Here is a 22,513-nt window from a genome sequence, read left to right as displayed (position 1 = left end):
TAGGATATTTAAGTAATAGCTCATCTAGAAAAGGTATGTATATTGTAATGAGCAGCCAGTCTTGTTAACATCGAGCAACTGTTTGTTCATTGGCTGTCGTATGTCAAGGAGCATTATTTGATTAAAGTATTAATTGTTGATGACCATGCATTGGTTAGAATGGGGATTCGACGATTACTCGAAGACATGTCGGATGTAGAAGTAGTTGCTGATGCAGAAAGCGGTGAGCAAGCTTTAGCACTAGTAAAAAAACATTCCCCTGACGTGGTCCTCTTAGATATGAAAATGCCTGGAATTGATGGCTGGGAAGTAACTCGCCGTTTGAAAAAATCAAATCCCCACGTTAAGGTTATTGCTGTCACTGCAATGTGTTCTGATGTGTTGCCTACTCGTGTGTTGCAATTGGGTGCCATGGGCTATCTGACAAAAGAGTCCGGTGCTGAAGAAATGGCTGCTGCGATACGTAAAGTTGCCAAAGGAGAAAGGTATCTCAGTGCTGAAATTGCTCAGAAAATGGCGATCAACAGCCTGGAAGAAGTACAAGGTTCACCTTTTGATGTATTATCTGAACGTGAAATGCAAGTCATGTTGATGATTACTAGTGGCATGAATGTTCAAGAAATTAGCGACCGATTGTTCCTTAGTACTAAAACTATTAATGGTTATCGCTATCGTACATTTGAAAAATTAGGCATTAAAAATGATGTAGAGCTTACTTATTTAGCTCTGAAGCATGGAATTATAGAAAATCCTATTGATCTGGCATCAGAAGATTAAAAGGTGTTTGTCTAGCCTGGGTGCAGCGTAGCGGAACCCGGGTTTTACCTAGCAGCGGTGCTCCCGAGTTCCGCTACGCTGCATCCAGGCTACAAAGCATCCAAACACCATTATTTAGATCAAAAATCATTGCTATTATTACTACATGAATATTTCTACTGAATTAGCGTTGTTCCTTACTAAGCTGCCTAATGAACCCGGTGTTTATCGTATGTTGGATGAAGCAGGTACTGTTCTTTACGTAGGAAAAGCATCCAATCTAAAAAAACGGGTCACGAGTTATTTTAATAAACAAAATACGGGTATTAAAACACGTTCTTTGGTGAGCCAAATTGTCTCTATAGAAATTTCTGTGACGCGCAGTGAAACAGAAGCTTTATTATTGGAAAGCAATCTGATTAAGACATTAAAGCCAAAATACAATGTTTTGTTGCGAGATGATAAATCCTATCCCTACATCCATCTTTCCAATCATCCTGATTTTCCACGAATTGAAAGCTATCGCTCTAAGAAAAAGCCTCTTGCAGGGGATTTTTTTGGTCCTTATCCTAGTAGTGCCGCGGTAAAAGAAACTATAGTAACGATTCAAAAGGTTTTTAAAATTCGTAACTGTCGAGACAGTTATTTTAATGCCCGTTCAAGACCTTGTTTGCAATATCAAATCAAACGATGCACAGCACCTTGTGTCAATTATATCACTCCAGAAAATTACAAACGCTCAGTGCACGATGCCATGCGATTTTTACAAGGGAAGTCTCAATTAATTCTCGATGAACTTGCCAAGCGAATGGACAAAGCAGTAAGTGAATTGAATTTTGAAGAGGCTGCACTTTTGCGGGATCAAATTAAAAGTTTACGTTTGGTGCAAGAACAACAGGGTATTTTACAGTTGCGCGGTGATGCAGATGCTATTGCAATTGAGGTAAGTCCCGGTTTTGCCTGCGTTCAGTGTGCGACAATCCGTGAAGGCCAAGTATTAGCAAGCCATAGTTATTTTCCTTCCGTGCCGCAAAAAGGTTTGGATGATGAATTCAATATGGATGATTTGTGGCAACAAACTTTTGATGCATTTGTAGGATTCTATTATTTGGATAGCCCAGAGAAAATCCCTGCTTTAATTATTACTAACCATGATTTGGTTGATCACCAATCACTAGAAGAGGTCTTATCACAACAACGCGGTAAGTTATGTAAAATCCAAGTCAATCCTCGTGGTATAAAATCCCGTTGGATGGATTTTGCACTTAATAATTTGCGTGTTTCAGTGGCTGAATATGTTACAAAACATTCCACAATGAAATCTCGTTTTCATGAGTTAGAGCAATTTTTAGGATTAAACGAGGCGATTGAACGCATGGAGTGTTTTGATATCAGCCATACCCAGGGTGAAGCAACCGTGGCATCGTGCGTGGTGTTTGATCATGAAGGGCCTTGTCCTAGTGAATATCGACGTTTTAATATTGAAGGCATTACTCCAGGAGATGATTATGCGGCAATGGAACAGGCAATTACGCGTCGCTTTAAACGTTTAGTAGAGGCTCAATCATTGCCGGATGTGCTCATTATCGATGGAGGCAAGGGGCAAGTTGCTGTAGCTCAGAAAGTACTCTTATCTTTGGGGATCTCAACAGTGCTCTTACTTGGTGTTGCTAAAGGGCCTTCACGAAAAGCTGGATGGGAAAAGTTGATTTTAGTGCATGAGGCACGTGAGCTAACTTTGCCCGATGACTCCAAGGCGTTGCATTTGCTCCAACATATTCGAGACGAGGCGCATCGGTTTGCTATTACGGCTCACCGTAAAAAAAGACAGAAAAAGAGATTGGATTCAACGCTTGAAGATATTGAAGGCGTCGGAGCAAAACGTAGGCAAGCATTGCTGCATCGTTTTGGCGGAATCCGAGAGCTTGCCAAGGCTCCCATGGACGAAATTGCTAAAGTATCCGGTATTAGTGAACATCTGGCGCAACGTATTTTTCAATTTTTTCATGGAGAAAACGTGTAGCTATGAAAATTGTAGCCTGGGTGTAGCGATGCGGAACCCGGGAATTACTGAACTCCATTTCTGCCCCAACCCCCTGTACTACTACACTCCGCCCAAGCAACTTATTATTAAACAAGAATATTCTTCATAACCCTAGCAAAAACTCTAGTATTCGTACTAAACTTAAATTAGATATGCTCGAATAATAATTAGAATAAATTGATATTTAAGCACAAATCTTGCATGTAAAAAAATAAAAGTAAGGTGAGAGGGGGGCATATGTATAAATTACTTTCAACTGCATTAATGATGTTTATGGTTGCCGTTGCGCATGCTGGTAATTTTTATGGCACTGGATTATGCGGTTACCCACAGTACAATTGTATTAAGGTGGAGTCGGGACAAAGTTGGGAAACCTTATTTCCGGATGAAAAGCAACGGGATATCGTCCAAAAAATCAATCGTACTTATAATCCTTTATGGACTGGTAAGGTGATTGCCGTTCCAAAAAATCTAACGTACCTCACTGTTTTTGATGTTTCTCCTTTCCCGCTAAAAATTCCAAATGAACATCAAAAACAAATTATCGTCGATCAAGATAAACTGGCTTTTGGAGCCTATGACGCCGAAGGTAATTTGGTGAGATGGGGACCAATTTCATCAGGAAGAGATCGATGTCCTGACGCCAATCGTTCTTGCCGCACTCTAACAGGGATTTATCGAGTATTCAGTAAAGAAAATGAAAAATGTGTGTCCGATGTGTTCCCTATCGGTAAAGGTGGCGCGAAGATGCCTTTCTGCATGTTTTTCCATAAAGGTTTCGCATTGCATGGTTCTTCAGACATTCCAGGAGTAAGAGCAAGCCATGGATGTGTTCGCATGTTTACCGAGGATGCTAAATGGTTAAATCTGAATTTTGTTGAGTTATCCAGCGAACGAAATAATTTTAGGGGTACAACAGTTATTGTTCGTCCAATAAATGACAGTGAGTGAGAAATAAGATGAATACAATTAAAAAAATCACTTCGATTTCATTGATGCTTTTCTTGGGGCTACTGTCTACGCACCTTGATGCAGCCAAATCTAAAAAAATTGATCCTAAAGAAGCACAAGCTAAGGCAGAAAAAGAAGAGGCTCGATTTCCTATAGGATGCAGGCCGGTGGGATATAAAGAAAGTTTAAAAGTATTGTCTCTTTTTCCTGGAAAAGAGGGGGCTTTGCAATCCTTGTATTTCTTTTTTAATCAATTGCCACAAACTGTGAGTCTGTATCAAATGCGAGATGAAGACAGTCAGTATACTACTCGATACAATCATACAATAGGCGGCCGTCAATGGGCAGCTTTGGCTACCGGAGAGCCATTAGTCAAATTTATTTGTACTTTAGGTGATGGCAAAACCTCTTATGGAAAAATTATTGATTGTGCTGATACGATAAAAGTATGTGAATATGTCAATGTTAAGTTTGGTTTAAATAATAAAGGCAATTTCTGGATAGTAGATGGCACTACAAGAAATGGGGCCGTTAATGAGGTGGTGCATTATGGCATAATACCGGGGGTATAATCTGAAAGTATAATAATCAAAATTCAGGTGAAATTGCCGTGCAAAGAGGGAGAATTTTCATGAAAGCGCTAGTACCTTGGGTATGTTTATTCGTTGCATCAGCAAGCCAACATGCTTTTGCTGATGATTTCAGTGCCTATCGATTAGGGAATTATAATAAAGCGATAGAGCCTTTAATGAATCAATCAGGGAAAAATGCAGTTGCTGATTACTACTTGGGGCGAATTTATCTTTATGGATATGGTCAATTAAAAAATACTCAATTGGCGATGCGCTATTTTACCCAATCAGCGCAAAAAGGGTATCTTCCTGCAATCCAGATTCTGGCCAAATACACTTTATTACATGAGAAAGATCCACAACAGGCTTTTGCATGGTTTAAAAAAGCGGCAGATGCTGGCGATGTTGATGCACAAATGTTTACAGCAGCGGCATACATGTATGGGGTTGGCGTAAAGCGTAACTCGGATGCTGCTACTCGTTATTACATTAATGCGGCAAAAAATGGTAACTCTATTGCACAATTTACTTTAGCAGCGAATTTTATTGATAGTCGTAATTCAGCAAATAAAAAATTAGGTCTTATCTGGTTAAATAAGGCTGTGAACAATGGTAACACCCAGGCAATAACCAGATTGGGACAACTTTATCTTGAAGGGAAGCTGGTTGATAAGGATGAAAAGAAAGGTGATGAATTACTAAACCAAGCAGCTGCTCAAGGTTTTGCACCTGCAATGGTTGCTTTGGGTGAGTTGGCGCTGCAGAACAATCAAAAAGAACAAGCCTTGAAGTGGTTTACCCAGGCAACAAATCAGCATAATGATGAAGCATATTTGGATTTGGCTCATATTTATTTACAAACTAAAAGCCCAGTTTATGATCCAAAAACTGCCTTCATGTGGACCTTAAAAGCAGCGCAAGATGGCTTACCACAAGGAAAACGTGAATTGGCTGCAATGTATCAAAAAGGGATAGGCGTAGATGCTGATCCTAATTTGGCTAAGCAATGGCTCAATCAGGCGAATCAAGACGAAAGCTCAAAAAATCAAGAGGCTGCTTTAGCACAGGCAGCACTTTGGTTAAGTAATGGTACAACAGATAAATTGGAGCAAACAGACTTTCAAATGAAAGGAATATTGAGTGCTTGGCAAAATCCCACAGTATTAGGCGATTTTGCTTATAATCAGGCACCACAATTGAAACGGGTCATGCGTCAATCTATTTTTAAACCCCAGTTTGAATTAGTTCAACCTAATGATGTTCCTATAACCAGTTACTATGATGCAATTTTGAATAAAACCCCTGGTTTTCAGGCGAATCAATGGACATATCCTCTCTATCCTCTGGATCAACAATTATCTGCTTTAGATAGGATAAATACGCCAATATATGCCCAAATAAATCAACCCGTACCTTATATTGATGCCAATTATTATGATTATGATGATAATTCACAAGCCAGTGTCATAGATTTATGGACTCAAGGATGGCAAGCACAACTTAACTATATGTGTATGTTTAATCATTTATACTTTAAGGCGATATTGGGAGATGCTCAATCACAATTTCAAATAGGGCAAATGTTTCAATATGGCATTGGTGTGGCGCAAAGTGATTCTTCTGCAATTATTTTTTATCAAAATGCAGCGCAACAACAACATTTGGGCGCTGAATACAATTTAGGGATTTTATATTTGCAGCATGCCAAGGACAAACAAGATTATCAGCTTGCATTAAATGATTTGACTGATGCGGCTTTTAAAGGCAATAAAAAATCTCAATATGTTTTGGCTAGAATTCTGTCACAAGGCATAACTGGCCCAGACGGCACTGTATACATCCAACCAAATCAAGAACAAGCGACGTCTATGTTATATCTTGCTGCAGCGAATAATTATGGCCCTGCAGAATATGAGTTAGCAGATAACTTAGCACGTCAAAATGATAGTGGCTTGAGTGTGAATGTGAGACAGCACAAAATAGCGATGATTCGTCAATTGTATCAAGGAGCAGCAGAGCGTGGTGTTTCTCAAGCGTTACTGCCGCTTGCGTTTTATAATGCGATGGATCAGGACAAACAAAGACAAGCACACGCTTTTCTGGTTGCTAAGGAACAAGCGGCTACTGGTGATGAAAACGCTGCGTTATTACTCGGTTTGCTCTATGACCGGGGTATTGGTGTAAAAGCAGATCCAGGACAAGCGATTACTTGGTACCAACAAGCAGGACAAAATGCGGTGAGCGATTTTATCCTGGGGACTTATACTGCTGAAGGAAAAGGAATTGCGAAAGACAAGCAAAAAGGTATCGCGCAATTACAGCAATCTGTTGATGACAAGTTCTCATATGCTGACTTTAATATGGCAGTATTAGAGAAACAAAGCAAAGAAGACTTTTTACCTAATTTGATCCGCTCTTATAAATTAGGGAACAGTCATGCTGGTATTGTTTTAGCTGATTACTATTTAGCAGAAAATTCTGATCCGCAAAAAATGCAAGAAGCCAAACAAATTTATACCGGCTTGGCTGCAAAAGGAGATCAGTATGCGCAATTGAAATTAGCTTTTATGCTGGAAAAAGGATTGGGTGCTGAACCTAACTTGGCAGATGCACAACGTTGGTACACTGCTTCTGCGGAGCAAGGCAATCCTCTCGCTCAGTATTTATTAGCCCAATTTTATCAACTGGGTGAAAGTGGAGAGCCTGATTATAGTTTGGCTAAGCAGTGGTATCAGAAAGCAGCCACAGCTCTGCCAGAGGCTTCTGTCGCCTTAGGCTTTATTGATGAAACAGTCAATGATAATTATGCTCAGGCGTTAAAAGATTATGAACAAGCTGCCGCAAAAGGGGATGCTTTAGGGGTATATAATCTGGCGCTCATGTATTTATATGGTAAAGGAACGCCAGTCAATTACCAAAAAGCCAGAGACTTATTTGTGCAAGCAGCAACTCAGCAGGTTCATGAGGCAATGAATCAATTAGGAGCAATTTATTTCAATGGCTTGGGGCAATCTCGTGATACGCAACAAGCTTTATCCTGGTATCAAAAAGCAGCGGCTTTAGGAAATGCTAATGCGCTTTACCAGTTGGGATTATTGTCTGAAACGGGAGTTACTACCAAGCTTGATTTCAATAGCGCACTCAAATACTACCAACAATCTGCAGATAAAGGGAATGAGAAAGCGATGTTGGCTTTAGCAAGAATGTACCATTATGGTTTGGGTGTTGAGAAAAACCCAAAAATGGCCGCAAGTCTTTATGAAAAATTGGCCGTACGTCAAAATGCTTACGCACAATATCAATTAGGTACTTATTATCTTGAGGGCACTGCGGGTGAGCGTTCTGTTTCTAAAGGCAAGCAATTATTGCAGCAGGCCAGTGATAATGGCTGCATGCAGGCACGTAAAGTTTTACAGAGATTGGAAGCACAAACTCAAGCTCGTGTCAGTTTTATTGAGCCTGTATTGATGAATAAAGTGCCTGTTACTGCAGGACAAACTGCAGATTTTATGTATCTAGAAGCAGTAAATGAGTGGAATCAAGGAGATGAAATTTTATCACGTATGATTTTACAGCGTTTAGTGACCCAATATCCCAATTTCGCACCTGCAAAACGTACTTTTGATCAATTGAATCAAGCACGAAGAGTAAGTATTTATGGTTAGGTAATTCACCAGTTTAGTCCCGGGTGATGCATGGCATACCCCGGGAAGTACAGCATGATGTTCCTGCTTATTCGTGATTGACCAAGTAGCACTATTAATGCAAAAGCAAAGGATAACAAAGAAACACATATCACATGGCCGGTAGTAACTCCAACATTCTCCTTTCTTTTTAAAGTATAACTGCTTTAAATTTAAGGCAGTTACACCGATTGCACATCTAAAATATCGCAATGCAATAAGCTTCTTGTATATAAAATCATATGCTATCATAATAAAAATCAACACTGTATTTTTTTAGGCCAATACTTACATGGGCGGTAAAACTTCATTCCACTCCGGTTTTCTCACTACACCATTCGCTCAATATCAAGGTGATAAGTCTCCTGAGCTTTCAAAAGATGACTTAGATTGGTTGATTGGAAAGCTTTATCATTTTGTAATGAATACCCCTAAGGCCAGTGATTTGCTGCAAAGTAATTTTTCCTACTGGCTAACTTACGCCCTTCAAAGTGCTGTAAGCTTGTATGATGAGGGTGCAGTACAACAGATTTGTTCGCTTTTTTATCAATTGAACTCTGCTGAAAATCCAGATATTTTAATTTCAATTTTTGCGCAGTCCCTTGGCGGAAAATTTGCAGGGCAAACTGTTGCTTATGCATGGATGGACAGTCTCTTTTCTGCAACTTACGACCCCAGAAATACCTCAGCAGTTGTTGCTATACACTATATTTTTAGTCAACTGTTAGAGCAAAAGGGAGATGCTCTTTCTAATGTTGTCACAAAAAATATGGAGGAAGGGAGCGAAAAAGGGAAAAATGCGATTCTTGTACTTACGCGTGCTTTGGCAAATGCTACTACACCGACCACTCAGTCTACAGCTGAGTTACTTGCTAAACTCTTGATGGGATTTGTTAAAAAGTCTCCAGCTATTCTGGGTACTTCTTTGACTCAGGAAATTAGACATGGTTCTTTTCAAGGTAAAAGTGGCGTCTATGTTTTAGCGGGTGCAATAAATAATGCGGTAGATAATAATGCGAAACTCATACAGCTAATTAGTGACATTCTGATCGATTTGAATAAAATTTGCTCTCAAGATTTGATTGATGCTTTATGTAAAATTCATGATCAAGGTCCTTATAAAGGGAAACATGTTCTACACATTATTCTGATTTCACTTGTTTCTGCTGCATACAGCAGACGAAGCTCAGAAGCTGTAAAGACTTTAACTCATCTAGTGCACCACTTGTGGAAGAAAGATACGAGTGAAAAAGTTAATTTAGCTTTAATGGACACCATTCATGATGGGGAGCATGTTAATCTAAATGGCATTATGATGTTAGTGCGTGCCATGGTTGCTGCAATCGACCATCAAATTCCAATAGCGCAAATATCTGACTTTTTAGTTGATTTGATTCAGACAGGTCCTAAAGGGCTAGGCGATGCTTTTATGCACTGCGCGCCTGAAAGTACGATTGGCGATTATACTCATTCGCCTTTAGTGCTCTTAATTAGTGCCCTACAAAATACTCAAGATGTGGTTTCGAAAACAAACGTTCATGATGTAATCATTAAGCTAGCAGGCTCTAAATCAGCGATTGAAATGTTGTTTTCATTAAGTGGTGATGAAAAATTATTTTTTATTGGCGAGTTGAAAAAAGTTCATTCTCTGACTGATAAACAGGTAACCTGGCTTACTGAAACTGATAGTAAGACGTTAAAAGCAAGCTCTGCTTCCCTGGATTCTCGTTTTTTTTTGGGAAAAAATAGCAGGTGTAAAGGGCCGCATTTTTTTGCAACATTCCCCCCCATTCCTAAAGCTGATGAACAAAAAAATAGTTACAGTAAAGAAGACAGTTATCAACGGCATGATGATAGAGAGGTCAGTTTCGGGTGTTGTAGCCTTTAGATTGATATCTATTCCCCATATACACCTTCATTAGTTAATTGTTTTTATTAAAGCAATAGGTACTTTTCATAGGACTATAAATGCAAGCAAGGATTGCTTGTATTTTAAACATAGGTTAAAATATGCAACCAATATGGATCTTTTTTTGCATTTTATAAATTGATGGTGGTTTATTATGCCTAATCCTTTTTTTGTTTTTTTAAAGAAAAAACATACTGTCCCTAAAGTTACTTCTTATACAAATACGAAACAAACTAACGAGCTTCAACTGCTTGCCGCTTCGGGTAATAACGCGGAATACCGCAAGAAAGAACAAGAATTTAATGAAGAAGGCTTGAAATTTAGATTGACCAAGGGCGTTGTCTATGAAATTAGGGATGAAGGAGAGGAAATAGAGGTACAAGTTGCAGTGCAGGTTAAAGGATACACTTTAACTTGGTACTTTTGGACTCAAGATGGACTGGATCAGTACCCCCAAGCGTTTAGAGATAAATTATTTAATGCTGCAGCCAAAGTTCAAAGAGAAGAAGTTGAGGATGGATGTGATTTATATCTCCGAGGCAGCGATGAACTCCATGGTAAATTAATGCACCATGATAAAACAGAATTCTGGCAAAATCATAACCATTATCGATTAAAAAATAATAAGTCCTATACTCCAAAAGAATTTAATCAACATTTGCGTGGTCTTGCAAAAACAGAAATTTATCAAGAATTTTTTAGCGACGGTGAAGTTGAAGCGCTTTGTCAAAAGTTTGCAGAGTTTCATGCAAAATGGGTGAAAAAGGAAGGAACTGCCCCTTCACTTGAAGAGCAATACTTGAGTGATCCTTCACAAAAATTAGACCTAGAAGATGTGATTGAGTTAGAGCTATTTTCTCATCAACAAGAACCTTGCCGAATTAATCTTTCTGAATTAAAGGTAGACTATGAAAAAGCAAGGAAGGAAATAGAGCGGATTGTTAGCGAGGGTCTAACAACGGACAAACTAAGTGTATTATTAGCGAAAGTGGATCAGGAGTATAATGATCTTGTGGAGTTTAGAAAGCTAGGCGGAAGCAGAGGGCTTACTCCCGAGATAACTGATCCGTCTAAACTTAGAGGAACGCGATATCAGGTGGGTTCGGGGCCAGGACGAGATGATAAACTTAAAAAGGAGCTACCAGACGTTCCAAAGTGGGCGCATAGTGTTCAAGCTGCTGTGGCAAAAGCAAAGGAGTTTATACTTGAGGATGCGAGAAAAAGGTTGGCTGTACCTAAGGATGTTAGTAGAGCACCAGAGGTAGTAACGGTAAATGTTCCAGTGAGAGTGCAAAACGAGCACCCCATGGTAGAACAGCTAGACGCAACACCTAAGGTACCTGTACCTGTGAAGAGCGAGCACCCTATGGTAGAACAGCGAGGCGCAACACCTAAAGTACCTGTGAGCATTTCTTTTCTTGGCGACTTACAAAAAGAAAATGAACAGGCAAAACAAAGTGCAAAAGAAGTCGTAATAATGTTACATGTTTAAGCACAGCGCTAATTACATTGAGGAAAATAGAAATGGGTAGACTTTTTCAGGACAATAAAGAGCATACTAACCGAGTTGTTGAAAAATTTGCTGCAGCCGAATCAAAGGCTGGGGATTTGTGCCAAACATTGGCTGCCCTTCAAGATGAACTTTATGTGGTACAAACAAAGGAGCAGTTCGATGGGGTTGTTCAAAAACTGATCGACGAGGGAAAAATAGTTCATCAATTTTTATTAGAACTGATGAGTGGGGCTGATAAAGAGGTTATGCCAAAAGTGATGGCGCATTTGACTTCTCAACCTAATTTCGAACACATACGGACCTTGTTGAATTACACAGAACTTGCAGCGAAAAGTATTGTTGCTAAAAAAGAGTTATTGAGTGTGCAAGAATCACTAACTGATTTAACGAATGAACAAAGTGAAGCATTATTGCTTTTCATCACGAAATTAAAAGAACTTAAACCAATTACAGAACTACTTATGATGCAGGAAGAAGCATTTAAAAAACGTCTTGGCGCGGCAAGTTCACTAGATGAAGTTGATGAAATAGAAGCTCAAATCCAAAAGAAAAACCAACTTATCGAAGGGGCCTTAGAGAGATTAATACCTTATCCTCAAGATGAAGTAGTTGCAGGACAGATTATTAAACTGATGCAAACCAATAGTCATCTGTTGACTATATTACAATCATTCGATCTACATGAATCATTAATGAATGATATACTCCATGCAAGAGGAACTGTAGCCGCAAACATGGAATCTTCTCACATGGATGATGACCAGCCACTTCCTCCTTCTCTTTCCTGTTGACGTGCAGGCTGGGCTGTAAAGCCCAGCGTTTGCTGAATTAATTGTTGCTCACGAGTTTAGATCTCAATTAATCATTACTATTAATTATTAAAAACTTTGTGTATAAAAAGTTGATGACGTATCAGAGTCACACGCCAAGCTGTTTTATTGATGGTTAACAAGAAATGTAATAAAGAATCGAACTGGCATTGCCAGTTCGAAGCAAATGAATTATATGATTAAGCAGACATTGCCTTAACACGAGCCACTAAACGGCTTTTAATACGAGCAGCTTTATTTTTATGAATTAAGCCCTTTCCAGCCGCTGTATCAATAACTGGTTGTGCTTTGCTATAGGCAGCTTGAGCGGCTTCTTTGTCACCTGATTCAACAGCTTTAATTACATTTTTGATGTAAGTGCGGAACATTGAACGTGCACTGGCGTTGTGTTGACGTAATTTTACGTTTTGGCGAGCACGTTTGATCGCTGATTTAATATTTGCCACTTAAAAATCTCCACTCATTCAGACGGTACAAAAAGATGATGATCATGCACAATGAGTTAGAATTTGTCAATAGACTTCTTTGTTTCTAAAGTATAAATTGATGCTATCTATTGCGATATGTCTTATTTATAGGCATAATCAGTTGGGCAATATGGAACCAATGCCTCTTTAGCAATTAAATTTTACAGTTCTATACTCGTATTTTGGTTATGAAAATTAATTCATTTAGGTATATCATAAGTATTTTATTTCATGCATAAAAATTATGTCAGCAACAGAAACAGAGATTATGGTACCTAAACGACAGAGCTTATTGCGTTCAACGACACTGGTTTCCGTCATGACCTTTATTTCACGCATAGTGGGTTTTGTACGTGATATGGTTCTTGCCAATTTTTTTGGTGCCCAAGCAGGAATGGATGCCTTTTTTGTAGCTTTTCGCATTCCTAATTTTATGCGTCGTCTCTTTGCAGAGGGCGCTTTTGCACAAGCCTTTGTACCTGTACTTGCGGAATATCAAAAAACACGCTCTCCAGATGATGTTCGCGTTTTTATTGCGCGTATCGCTGGCTATCTGGGATCAATTCTTAGTGTTGTTACTTTAATCGGGATATTTGCGGCACCCGTGATCATCTTTTTATTTGCGCCTGGTTTTAGTCATGACAGTAGCCGTGCTGTATTGGCAACAGAAATGTTACGGATTACATTTCCTTTTTTGATGCTGGTTTCATTAACCGCTATGGCTGGGGCTGTATTAAATACCTATGGTTATTTTGCAATTCCTGCATTTACACCAGTATTGTTAAACATCAGTATGATTCTTGCTGCACTTTATTTATGCCCTCATTTACCAAGTCCTGTAGTGGGATTGGCTTGGGGTGTTCTGATTGCAGGTATTGTGCAATTGCTTTTTCAAATCCCTTTTTTGCATCAACGTAATTTATTAGTCAAGCCACGCCTGGTTAGAAATGATGCGGGGGTTAATAAAGTACTCAAACTTATGATCCCAGCTTTATTTGGTGTTTCTATTGCCCAACTTAATTTAATGGTTGACAGTATTTTTGCTTCTTTTTTAAAAGTTGGCAGTGTGTCATGGTTGTATTACACCGATCGTCTTACCGATTTTCCATTGGGGGTTTTTGGTGTAGCGATTGCAACCGTGATTCTTCCTCATTTATCGCGAAGGCATGCAGAACAAAGTTTAAGCCAATACTCGAGTGCCTTAGATTGGGGATTACGCTCCATTTTACTTATAGGAATTCCCGCTGGTTTAGGATTGTGTTTATTTGCTTTACCACTGATTGCGAGTTGCTTTGCTTATGGTAAATTTACTGCTTATGATGTGATTCAGACTCAAAAAAGCTTAATTACTCTTGGAGCAGGTGTACCTGCTTTTATGATGATAAAAGTATTGGCTTCAGGTTTTTATGCACGACAAGATATCAGTACCCCAGTTAAAGTGGGGGCGATTTCTATGGTGGTTAATACCTTACTCTGTTCTCTATTTGTTTGGCACTTTGCCCATGCTGGTTTGACTTTAGCTTCTGCATTAGCCGGTTATGTCAATTGTGGGGCTTTATTATTTTTATTGATTAAACGTGGCGTATTTAAACCCTCACCAGGATGGTTAAAATACAGTATGCAATTGTTTTTAGCGAATGTGGCAATTAGTATTTATTTAATTTTAATGAGTGGGACAGTAAGTTATTGGCTCGGAATTTCTCCAGTGATGCGCTTAAGCATCTTATGTGGCCACGTATTTATTGCTGTAGTCATTTACTTATTAGTTTTGGGATTAACTGGACTTAGACCCGCTCATTTTCGTGGCCAAGTGAAGGAATAAAAAATGCAAGCAAAGTTATTTTATGAGACTCAGAGCGATGGTGCTATTCCTCTTTATTTGATGTCACAATCTCAAAGAGAAGAAGAGAGCAGCATGCTTACTTCTGCAGAACAGAATTGTCTTGCTTTGCATCAGTTTAAAGGGAAAATAGGGGATTCATGTTTTATCCAGAATGCAGATGGATTAATTGATAAAGCATATATCGGGACAGGTGATGGGAATTATGTTCAGGCTTTAGCAAATGCAGCACTAGTCCTTCCACCAAATATTTATCAGGTACAAGGCAGATGCCCTCAGGAAGCAACAATGAATTGGGCTTTGGCACAATATCGCTTTGAAGCATATAAAAAATACGAGATGCGGCCTCGTATTTTAGTTGTTCATCCGGATGATTTGAATGATCTGCTGGCATTAACCCAAGCCCAATTTTTAGTAAGGGATTTGGTAAACAAACCAACTAGCGATTTAGGTCCAAAAGAATTAGCTGATGTAGTGGAGCAATTAGCACAGACCTATCAAGGGAACTTTAAGCAATGGGTTGGCGATGAATTACTAAACAATAATTTTCCAGCAATTCATGCCGTTGGGCGTGCCTCCAAGTCAGCACCGCGCTTGTTGTCATTAACTTGGGGGGATGAGAAAAACCCTCGAATTACCCTTGTAGGAAAGGGAGTTTGTTTTGACAGTGGTGGCTTAGACATTAAATCTGCCTCTGGCATGCGGTTCATGAAAAAAGATATGGGTGGCGCAGCACATGTCATAGGGCTCGCACAATGGATTATGACTCGTAATTTACCTGTGCGCTTACAAATGCTTATTCCTGCTGTAGAAAACTCTATAGGACCTGATGCATTTAGACCTGGTGATGTCTTAACAATGCGTAATGGTTTAACCGTAGAGATCCATAATACAGACGCAGAAGGACGTTTGGTTTTGGCCGATGCTTTAGTAAAAGCATGTGAAGAGCAGCCCGAGCTACTGATTGATTTTGCTACATTAACAGGAGCTGCAAGAGTTTCTGTTGGTACTGAAATCGCTGCACTATTTACCAATAATGATCAATTGGCTGTTGATGTAACCGCAGCGTCTCAACAAGCAGCTGATCCTATTTGGCGGTTGCCTTTATTTGCTGTATACGAAGAGTTGCTGCGTTCCAATGTAGCGGACTTGGCCAACTCCAGTGATCATCCTTATGCCGGAGCAATTGTTGCTGGATTATTCCTACAACGCTTCGTGACAAAATCCATACCATGGATGCATTTTGATATTATGGCATGGAACTTGGGCAATAAACCTGGTAAACCTGAAGGTGGTGAGGCGATGGGGTTACGTACGGTTGCTGAGTATTTGCTACGAGTATATGGGTAGCCCAGTTGCTTACAATCATGATCTGTTTTTTGCTTCATTCCAGGTAACATAGAAAATCTGGTTGCTTGCAACCAGGCTACAACTATTTCAAAAAGGAGATTTTATGCTGGTGACGTTTCATACAGATGCTTATGAAAATATTACTTATTTTGCGGATGTGGCGAAAAGTTTGCTTTCTCTAATGGGGCATAGTGGCACTATTCCAGGAGCGATTAAAGCCGAAAATCTTCCTGAGGCTTTAGAGAAGTTGCAGTCTGGTCTCGGTACAGAAAAAAAAGTTGTTGAAAATGAAGAGGACGGTGAGCCCCAAATCAGTTTGGCAAAACGTGCTGTTCCTTTAATTAGTTTGCTGCAAGCGGCTATCAAAAAAGATAAGGATGTGCTCTGGGATTAATGCATTTCTTGGTAGCCTGGGTTTCGCTGCGCTGTACCCAGGCACGGTTTTGGATTCCATTTTGTTGACTATTCAATCGATCTGATGCGTATGTAATTCGCAACCTTTGGCTCTATAGTCTCTATAATGTGCACGACTTTGTTCTTTATCGGTTTCTTCGTTGATTACGATTTCCATAATGCGCTTAAATTTGGGGTAAAAATCCGGAATATAATTCGCAAGATTCAATAAAATATCATTAAACCCTCTTGGTTCACGCCCATAGCCAATTTGAATTGGGGGAGGCGGTTCAGGTCCTTCTCCTTGTAGGTTATGTGGGATAAAACTGTCTTCTTTGAAAGTCCATAACAGTTCGTCCAGTAATTCAGCATCCTGCTGGTTATTACATAAAACATAAACTTTATGTCCTTTAGCATAAGCTTTTTCCAAAAGGCGGCAGGCGATTAGCCAACGTGCATCGTTCTGGTTGCTTGCTAATAAATAAAAATCAACGCGAATTGATGGCATGGCGTATTATTTGAGTTAATAAGGGAACAGGTCTGCCTGTTGCGTTACGATTTTTACCAAAAATCCAGGCCGTACCTGCGATATCTAAATGTGCCCAACGATATTTTTCAGTAAAGCGGGACAGGAAACACGCGGCAGTAACACTACTCGCAGTACGATCAAAATTTGCATTGATCATATCTGCTAAAGGGCTATCAAGCGCATCTTGGTATTCATCATCCAAAGGCATACGCCAGACTCGGTCATTGCTTTCTTTTGCTGCCTCTTCGATTAACTGTGCAAGCTCTTCATCTTGGGTCATAAAACCTGATGCTACAGTACCCAGAGCAACAATAATACCACCTGTTAACGTTGCGACATCGATGACAAATTCGGGTTGATAACGCTCTGCATAGGTTAATGCATCAGCTAATACCAGACGGCCTTCGGCATCTGTATTAATGATTTCAACAGTTTGTCCTGACATACTGGTGACAATATCACCGGATTTGACAGCAGTGCCACTTATCATGTTTTCAGCACTGGCAATCAAACCGATTATATTAATGGGGAGTTTCAGTAAAGCACAGGCTTTTAAAGTACCCAATACACTGGCTGCACCTGACATATCATATTTCATTTCATCCATAGCATTGGCAGGCTTGATGGATAATCCACCAGAATCAAAAGTAATGCCTTTGCCTACTAGAATGATTGGTGGCGCATCTTTCGCACCTTTGTAATGAATGTCTATGAGTCTTGGTGGCTGGGCTGAACCTTGAGCAACTGCTAATAAAGTTTCCATTCCCATTTGATTTATTTCTTCTGGCCCCATTACCTTGCAACTCATATTGGGTGCAAACTCTTGAGCTAAATGCATTGCTTGCTCGCCCAAATAAGTGGGGGTACAGATATTAGCTGGCATATTCGCTAGATTGCGGGTCAACTCAACGCCTGCTGCAATTGCTTTACCTAGCATTAATCCCTCGCCTTTGGCGGTAGGTAAATAAAAAGTTACAGATTCTAATTGATGAGCTTTTGCTTTTTTCTTTTTAAAATCCAGTAATTGATAGCGTTGATTATCAATTTGCAAAATCATTTGTTCCAATTGCCAGTCTGCGGAGCATTGGGTGAGTTGAGGGAGGTATACGGTTGCACTGCGAACACGTTGTTTAATTAATGCTACTGTAATATCAGTGACTCTTTTTTTAAATTGAGAAGGACTGAATTTAGCTTGCTCGCCACAGTGAATGATTAATAAGGTTCCATGTAGATTATGATGCCATTGTATATCGCCTGCTTCAGATGTTTTTTTAATGAGCCTGCTGATTAGACTATGGTTTTCTTTATCTAAGGCTTGCACTGCATCAGATAGTTCCGCATCAGAAAATACGCCGAGCACAAGACATTCGCTGTCTGATAATGAGAGCTTTTGTGTTAATTCGTAATTCATTTTTTATGTTCCTAATGCTTCGTGTAACCTGGGTGAAGCGCAGCGCCTTCCCTGTCATCCCGAGTATAGCGATGGATGACGTCTTTTGTTTTGTAGTTTACCTAAACTAACGCTGGTTTTAAACAGGCATTTTACAATCTGTTAATGGTTTTGTAGGGACAACAATTTGTACATTAATGCCTTTAATTGTCGGGCTACTTTGGGCCTTTTCAAGATATTCAATCAATGGAACATCAACTACCTTACCATATTCTGACGAAGCTTGCCGAAAATACAATTGTCCTTTATGTTTAATCGCAAACCCTAAATGGGAAATGTTTAATGCAGTGCCAATTTTTTCGCTTAGATTCCAGTTTGGTCTGACAATTTCAATGATTGCACCATGAGGAATTTGCGAAAATAAATACTTATTTGCTTTATTTTTTTCGGGAAAGAGAGCGGTAAAGGGAATGTAAGGAACTTTTTCTGATGCGACTTCCAATTTAGCCCCTTTCTTTTTTAATTCATCTAACCGTTCTTGTTCTTTGACTTTATCCGCATTTTCGAGTCTGATTGTTTGCACCGTTTTATAAGCATACCAATTAGGTTTATTAATCACGGCATCAGCAATTTGAGCTACTGGTTGATTATTTTTATCTTTAATCGTTAATGTAATGTCTTTGAGTATCCCGTTGTATTGATTGTTTTGATTCCAATCTAAGCCTTGGAAATGATTTCGTTGCAGATAAGATACAGTGCCATTTTTATAACGCATATTTTTGATGCATTGTTGAAATGAAGTAAGAGAATTTGCCAAAGCTAAAGATAAAACTGTGTTCACATAAGTATCACAATCAAATGCATCAACACGGTATTGGGGAAACTGATCGTATCGGGCTTTTGGGCCTTCTCCTAAGGAGCCAAGCACATAATGTATACCTAAAAATTGGCTACTAAACCAATCGATCCTGTCTGGCATGGAATTATTCGGCATGCTGCTTAGTCTATGATATAGTTCTTCTATTGAGGAATTGGCCTGTTTTTCTGTAGCGTTTGAGTCAAAAGCATAACTTAAAAAAGAAATGAGGAAACAGGTTACAAAAATCAGATTTTTTAAGGGAGTAAGAGTGTACTTCATCAGTTTTTTCTATCTAAAGCAAAATAATGACTACATCTTAACCCGTTCGGAAGTATGGAGGCAAGAATGCTCAACTTAATCTGGTTAGGGATGATACTGATTTCTGTTGTAGTTGGTGTGATAGAAGGGCGTATTGATGAGGTTGCTCGTGCTGTTACTGAGTCAGCGAAACTTGGCTTTGAAATCGCTCTTGGCTTGGCAGGAATCATGTCCCTATGGCTGGGAATCATGTCTATAGCAAATGAATCAGGCTTGGTTACTTTATTGGGAAAGCTACTTAGACCTATTTTAAGAAGGCTATTTCCTGATATTCCCATAGATCATCCCGCAATGGGGGCTATGACCTTGAATATCGCCGCAAACATGCTGGGACTTGCCAATGCAGCAACTCCATTTGGATTGCAAGCGATGAAAGAGTTACAAACGCTGAACCAACATGCAAAAATTGCAACCAATTCTATGTGTACTTTTCTAGCAATTAATACTTCGAGCGTACAATTAATCCCTGCTACTGCTATCGCTTATCTGGCAGCAAACGGCAGCACTAATCCAAGTAGTGTCATTGTCAGCTCTTTAATCGCGACAATCATTTCTACTCTAGTTGCCATTATTTCCGTAAAACAATTAGCAAAATTATCCATATTTCGTGTTGGAAGGAAAGACAGCTTATGAGTGGATTTGCGAATCAATTGTCCAATTGGATGCTTTTAATTTTTATTGTAGGCATTCCTTTATATGCCGCAGCAGTAAAAAAAATTAATGTTTTTGACGCATTTATTGTTGGTGCCAAACAAGGATTTGATACGATTTTGAGTATTGTGCCCTACTTAATCGCCATGATAGTGGCTATAGGCATGCTACGTGCTTCAGGTTTTTTTGGTTTACTAGCAAAATTGCTTGCCCCTCTTCTCGCTATGATTGGCATGCCTCCAGAAGTATTGCCATTGGCTTTAATTCGTCCTTTTTCTGGAAGTGCTTCAACAGGAATGATGGCAGAACTGGTTCATCAATATGGTGGTGACTCGCTCATATCTAAAATTGCAGCAACGATGATGGGAAGCACAGAAACAACATTCTATGTGATCGCTGTTTATTTTGGTTCTATAGGAATTCGGCGGACACGACATGCGATACCCGCAGGCTTATTAGCAGATCTAGCAGGAATCATTGCCTCTGTGATGGTGTGTCGTTATTTATTTGGATGAACTTTCCTAAGTCTGTCACTGATGTTAACTGAACTTGTAGCCCGGTTGTTTACAACCGGGAAGAGTTTGCAAAGATTAATCCCAGCTGCAAACAAGCAAGCTACTTTTTTAAAATTCCTATAGAAAGGTTATGGGGCTACCACAAGGTATGGAATTTCAGACAAATTCGCATTCGCGCGTACGGAATTAACAATTATCCAATTTTTGTTTTTTTCTTCCCTTTGCTTTTATCTTTACTGGCGTAACTTGTTTTTTCAAGTGATTTCAAGTGAGCAAACACATGACGTACCTTCGCTTTAAATTGAGCCATTTCTCGCGCAGGAACTGGAGAAGATGTAGGCAGGTAGGTTGTTGTTGGATTTCTTGGTTGATTATGAACATGAAGCTCATAATGACAATGAGGACCTGTAGCAAGGCCTGTTTGACCAACATAACCTATCACTTGACCTCGTTTGATTCTACTGCCTTTGGATAGTCCTTTTGCAAATCGAAGCATGTGTCCATATAGTGTGCTATAGGTTTTATCGTGTTTGATTTCAATCATATTGCCATAGCCATTGTGTCTACCGATATTGGTAATGGTTCCATCACCGACTGATTGAATTGGTGTGCCAATGGGGGCAGCCAGATCAATACCTTTATGTGCTCTTTTATAGTGCAATATCGGATGGTATCTTGTAGAAGTAAAGGTTGAGCTGATATGGCTAAACTTAATAGGATAGCGTGAAAAAGCTTTCTTAAAGCTTTCGCCTTTAGGAGTATAGTAATCACGGTTGCCATTCCTGCTAATATGTCGCACTGCCTGTGCAGTTTTTCCCTGATTGGTGTAACTTACAGCAACAATATCTCCAATGCCTACCATTTTGCCTTCTACATGAAGACTGTCATAGGCTATAGCGAAACGATCGCCACTACGAACTGAACGTGAGAAGTCTATTTCTTTACGTAAAACCGCAGTCATTTGTTGAATTAGCTTTCTAGGAATGCCTAAGCGTTGCGCCGTAGAATATAACGAACCTGTAACGACACCGGTTACATAACGCTCTTGGGTTTTTACTTTTTTGGAATCTATTTTTGTTTTATAGACTGCCCCATCTCTATAGACGGTTAGTGTTTGGATGTTATTCATTGGAATAACTAATTTTTCCAACTTGTTTTTATTAATTAAAAATCTCAGTTCCTGGCTTGGTTTTATTGCAGTAAGTGCTTTTGCATAAGGGTTCTTCTGCATTACCAGGTGTAAATTTTGTGCTGTTAATCCAAGGCGCTTAAAGATGGTTGCCATGGAGTCGCCTGATCTGGGTTTAATGGTTTGCCATTCATTGTCTTTGACGATGTTTTTAACCGGTTTAATCGTTTTGATAGCACTTGCAACGACTGTTTTAGCCGTTTCTTTGGCAAGTACAGGTTTAGACTCTTCAGCAATTTCCTCTTCTACATTCTGATATGCATTTTCTTGATAGGTTTCGTCTTGATATTCTTCGGAATCATCTCCATCAACATCAGGTAAGGAAATAGATTGGGTTGTAGCTCCTTGATGCGTGTTATGTGAAAATTTTTTTACAAGAAAATAGGGGAGTGAAAAAGCAATAATTAAGGCAAAACCCATTAATACCTTAGATGGCTTAGATTTTTTATTTTTATTTGTCTTTCGCTTTTCGATATATATATAAGGTTTCTTATCCATCGTTTGCCTATACATTGCCATCCGGAACTATGCTATTGTCTGCATTTATTAAATTTTCGGGTGACAAATTATTTTAAATCACCTTTTAGGTATGGCAGGAAATTGCCAACCGGGCTAAGATACTCGGTGTGAGAAGATAGGTCAATCATTTATAAAGGTTTTGATGTCATGATAGTTGAAGATTCAGTATGTGCCGAGCTAGTAAGAGGCTGTGAGGAGGTGCTTCCGCAGCATGAGTTGGAAAAAAAATTACAAA

Annotated in this window: 19 protein-coding genes (1 of these 19 running past the window's edge); 14 read left to right on the top strand and 5 right to left on the bottom strand. The window is 39.4% G+C overall.

Annotated elements, in window-relative coordinates:
- Nucleotides 1-117 precede the first annotated feature (117 nt).
- The 8 genes from letA to Lste_RS08765 all read left to right on the top strand — a co-directional run bounded on the left by letA (nucleotide 118) and on the right by Lste_RS08765 (nucleotide 12,219).
- Nucleotides 118-777 (top strand): two-component system response regulator LetA, encoded by a 660-nt coding sequence (gene letA, locus Lste_RS08800; protein WP_058510655.1) that lies wholly within the window; start codon nucleotides 118-120, stop codon nucleotides 775-777.
- A gap of 145 nt (nucleotides 778-922) precedes the next feature.
- Nucleotides 923-2,779: an excinuclease ABC subunit UvrC gene (gene uvrC / locus Lste_RS08795; protein WP_058510654.1), complete on the top strand. Its 1,857-nt coding sequence runs from the start codon at nucleotides 923-925 to the stop codon at nucleotides 2,777-2,779.
- Nucleotides 2,780-3,037: 258 nt separating this feature from the next.
- Nucleotides 3,038-3,751, top strand: coding sequence for a L,D-transpeptidase (locus Lste_RS08790; RefSeq protein WP_058510653.1), 714 nt, complete (start codon nucleotides 3,038-3,040; stop codon nucleotides 3,749-3,751).
- An 8-nt stretch (nucleotides 3,752-3,759) separates the two neighbouring features.
- Nucleotides 3,760-4,323, top strand: a complete 564-nt coding sequence (locus tag Lste_RS08785) for a hypothetical protein (protein ID WP_058510652.1) — start codon at nucleotides 3,760-3,762, stop codon at nucleotides 4,321-4,323.
- A gap of 59 nt (nucleotides 4,324-4,382) precedes the next feature.
- Complete coding sequence (locus Lste_RS08780) at nucleotides 4,383-7,988, top strand: SEL1-like repeat protein (protein ID WP_058510651.1); 3,606 nt, start codon at nucleotides 4,383-4,385, stop codon at nucleotides 7,986-7,988.
- A gap of 310 nt (nucleotides 7,989-8,298) precedes the next feature.
- Nucleotides 8,299-9,894, top strand: a complete 1,596-nt coding sequence (locus Lste_RS08775; protein ID WP_058510650.1) for a hypothetical protein — start codon at nucleotides 8,299-8,301, stop codon at nucleotides 9,892-9,894.
- 175 nt (nucleotides 9,895-10,069) lie between these two features.
- The gene (locus Lste_RS08770; protein ID WP_058510649.1) at nucleotides 10,070-11,407 is read left to right on the top strand and encodes a hypothetical protein; all 1,338 of its coding nucleotides are present in this window, start codon (nucleotides 10,070-10,072) and stop codon (nucleotides 11,405-11,407) included.
- Nucleotides 11,408-11,439: 32 nt separating this feature from the next.
- Nucleotides 11,440-12,219: a hypothetical protein gene (locus Lste_RS08765; protein ID WP_058510648.1), complete on the top strand. Its 780-nt coding sequence runs from the start codon at nucleotides 11,440-11,442 to the stop codon at nucleotides 12,217-12,219.
- Nucleotides 12,220-12,437: 218 nt separating this feature from the next.
- On the opposite strand, the gene rpsT is transcribed toward Lste_RS08765, so the two are convergent.
- Nucleotides 12,438-12,704 carry a 30S ribosomal protein S20 gene (rpsT, locus tag Lste_RS08760; RefSeq protein WP_058510647.1) on the bottom strand — a complete coding sequence of 89 codons (267 nt, stop codon included), beginning with the start codon at nucleotides 12,702-12,704 and terminating at the stop codon, nucleotides 12,438-12,440.
- A 265-nt stretch (nucleotides 12,705-12,969) separates the two neighbouring features.
- On the opposite strand from rpsT, the gene murJ reads away from it, so the two are divergent.
- The 3 genes from murJ (at nucleotide 12,970) to Lste_RS08745 (ending at nucleotide 16,309) form a co-directional block, all read left to right on the top strand.
- Complete coding sequence (gene murJ, locus Lste_RS08755; protein ID WP_058510646.1) at nucleotides 12,970-14,547, top strand: murein biosynthesis integral membrane protein MurJ; 1,578 nt, start codon at nucleotides 12,970-12,972, stop codon at nucleotides 14,545-14,547.
- A gap of 3 nt (nucleotides 14,548-14,550) precedes the next feature.
- Entirely contained in the window at nucleotides 14,551-15,915 is a 1,365-nt protein-coding gene (locus Lste_RS08750) for a leucyl aminopeptidase family protein (protein WP_058510645.1), read from the top strand.
- Nucleotides 15,916-16,018: 103 nt separating this feature from the next.
- A complete protein-coding gene (locus tag Lste_RS08745; protein ID WP_058510644.1) occupies nucleotides 16,019-16,309 on the top strand; it encodes a DUF1840 domain-containing protein in 291 nt (96 codons plus the stop codon).
- 72 nt (nucleotides 16,310-16,381) lie between these two features.
- Here the strand turns inward: Lste_RS08745 and Lste_RS08740 are convergent, their stop codons facing one another.
- The 3 genes from Lste_RS08740 to Lste_RS08730 all read right to left on the bottom strand — a co-directional run bounded on the left by Lste_RS08740 (nucleotide 16,382) and on the right by Lste_RS08730 (nucleotide 19,365).
- Nucleotides 16,382-16,816, bottom strand: a complete 435-nt coding sequence (locus Lste_RS08740) for a DNA polymerase III subunit chi (RefSeq protein WP_058510643.1) — start codon at nucleotides 16,814-16,816, stop codon at nucleotides 16,382-16,384.
- Nucleotides 16,797-18,248, bottom strand: coding sequence for a leucyl aminopeptidase (locus Lste_RS08735; protein WP_058510642.1), 1,452 nt, complete (start codon nucleotides 18,246-18,248; stop codon nucleotides 16,797-16,799). The genes Lste_RS08740 and Lste_RS08735 overlap by 20 nt, the downstream gene beginning before the upstream one ends.
- Nucleotides 18,249-18,366: 118 nt before the next feature.
- Complete coding sequence (locus Lste_RS08730) at nucleotides 18,367-19,365, bottom strand: N-acetylmuramoyl-L-alanine amidase-like domain-containing protein (RefSeq protein WP_058510641.1); 999 nt, start codon at nucleotides 19,363-19,365, stop codon at nucleotides 18,367-18,369.
- 66 nt (nucleotides 19,366-19,431) lie between these two features.
- Here Lste_RS08730 and Lste_RS08725 point away from each other — a divergent pair, with 66 nt between their 5' ends.
- Complete coding sequence (locus Lste_RS08725) at nucleotides 19,432-20,037, top strand: nucleoside recognition domain-containing protein (protein ID WP_058510640.1); 606 nt, start codon at nucleotides 19,432-19,434, stop codon at nucleotides 20,035-20,037.
- Nucleotides 20,034-20,570 carry a spore maturation protein gene (locus tag Lste_RS08720; protein WP_058510639.1) on the top strand — a complete coding sequence of 179 codons (537 nt, stop codon included), beginning with the start codon at nucleotides 20,034-20,036 and terminating at the stop codon, nucleotides 20,568-20,570. The genes Lste_RS08725 and Lste_RS08720 overlap by 4 nt, the downstream gene beginning before the upstream one ends.
- Nucleotides 20,571-20,763: 193 nt before the next feature.
- Here Lste_RS08720 and Lste_RS08715 read toward each other — a convergent pair whose 3' ends face one another.
- The gene (locus Lste_RS08715; protein WP_058510638.1) at nucleotides 20,764-22,257 is read right to left on the bottom strand and encodes a peptidoglycan DD-metalloendopeptidase family protein; all 1,494 of its coding nucleotides are present in this window, start codon (nucleotides 22,255-22,257) and stop codon (nucleotides 20,764-20,766) included.
- A gap of 168 nt (nucleotides 22,258-22,425) precedes the next feature.
- Here Lste_RS08715 and tyrS point away from each other — a divergent pair, with 168 nt between their 5' ends.
- Nucleotides 22,426-22,513 carry the start of a tyrosine--tRNA ligase gene (tyrS, locus tag Lste_RS08710; protein WP_058510637.1) on the top strand. The gene runs 1,109 nt beyond the window's last position, so 88 of the gene's 1,197 nt are visible here — the first part of the coding sequence; its start codon is at nucleotides 22,426-22,428; the stop codon falls past the right edge of the window.

The sequence above is a fragment of the Legionella steelei genome, assembly GCF_001468005.1.
Taxonomy (GTDB): Bacteria; Pseudomonadota; Gammaproteobacteria; order Legionellales; family Legionellaceae; genus Legionella; species Legionella steelei.
This window is presented reverse-complemented; position numbering and strand designations above follow the sequence as displayed.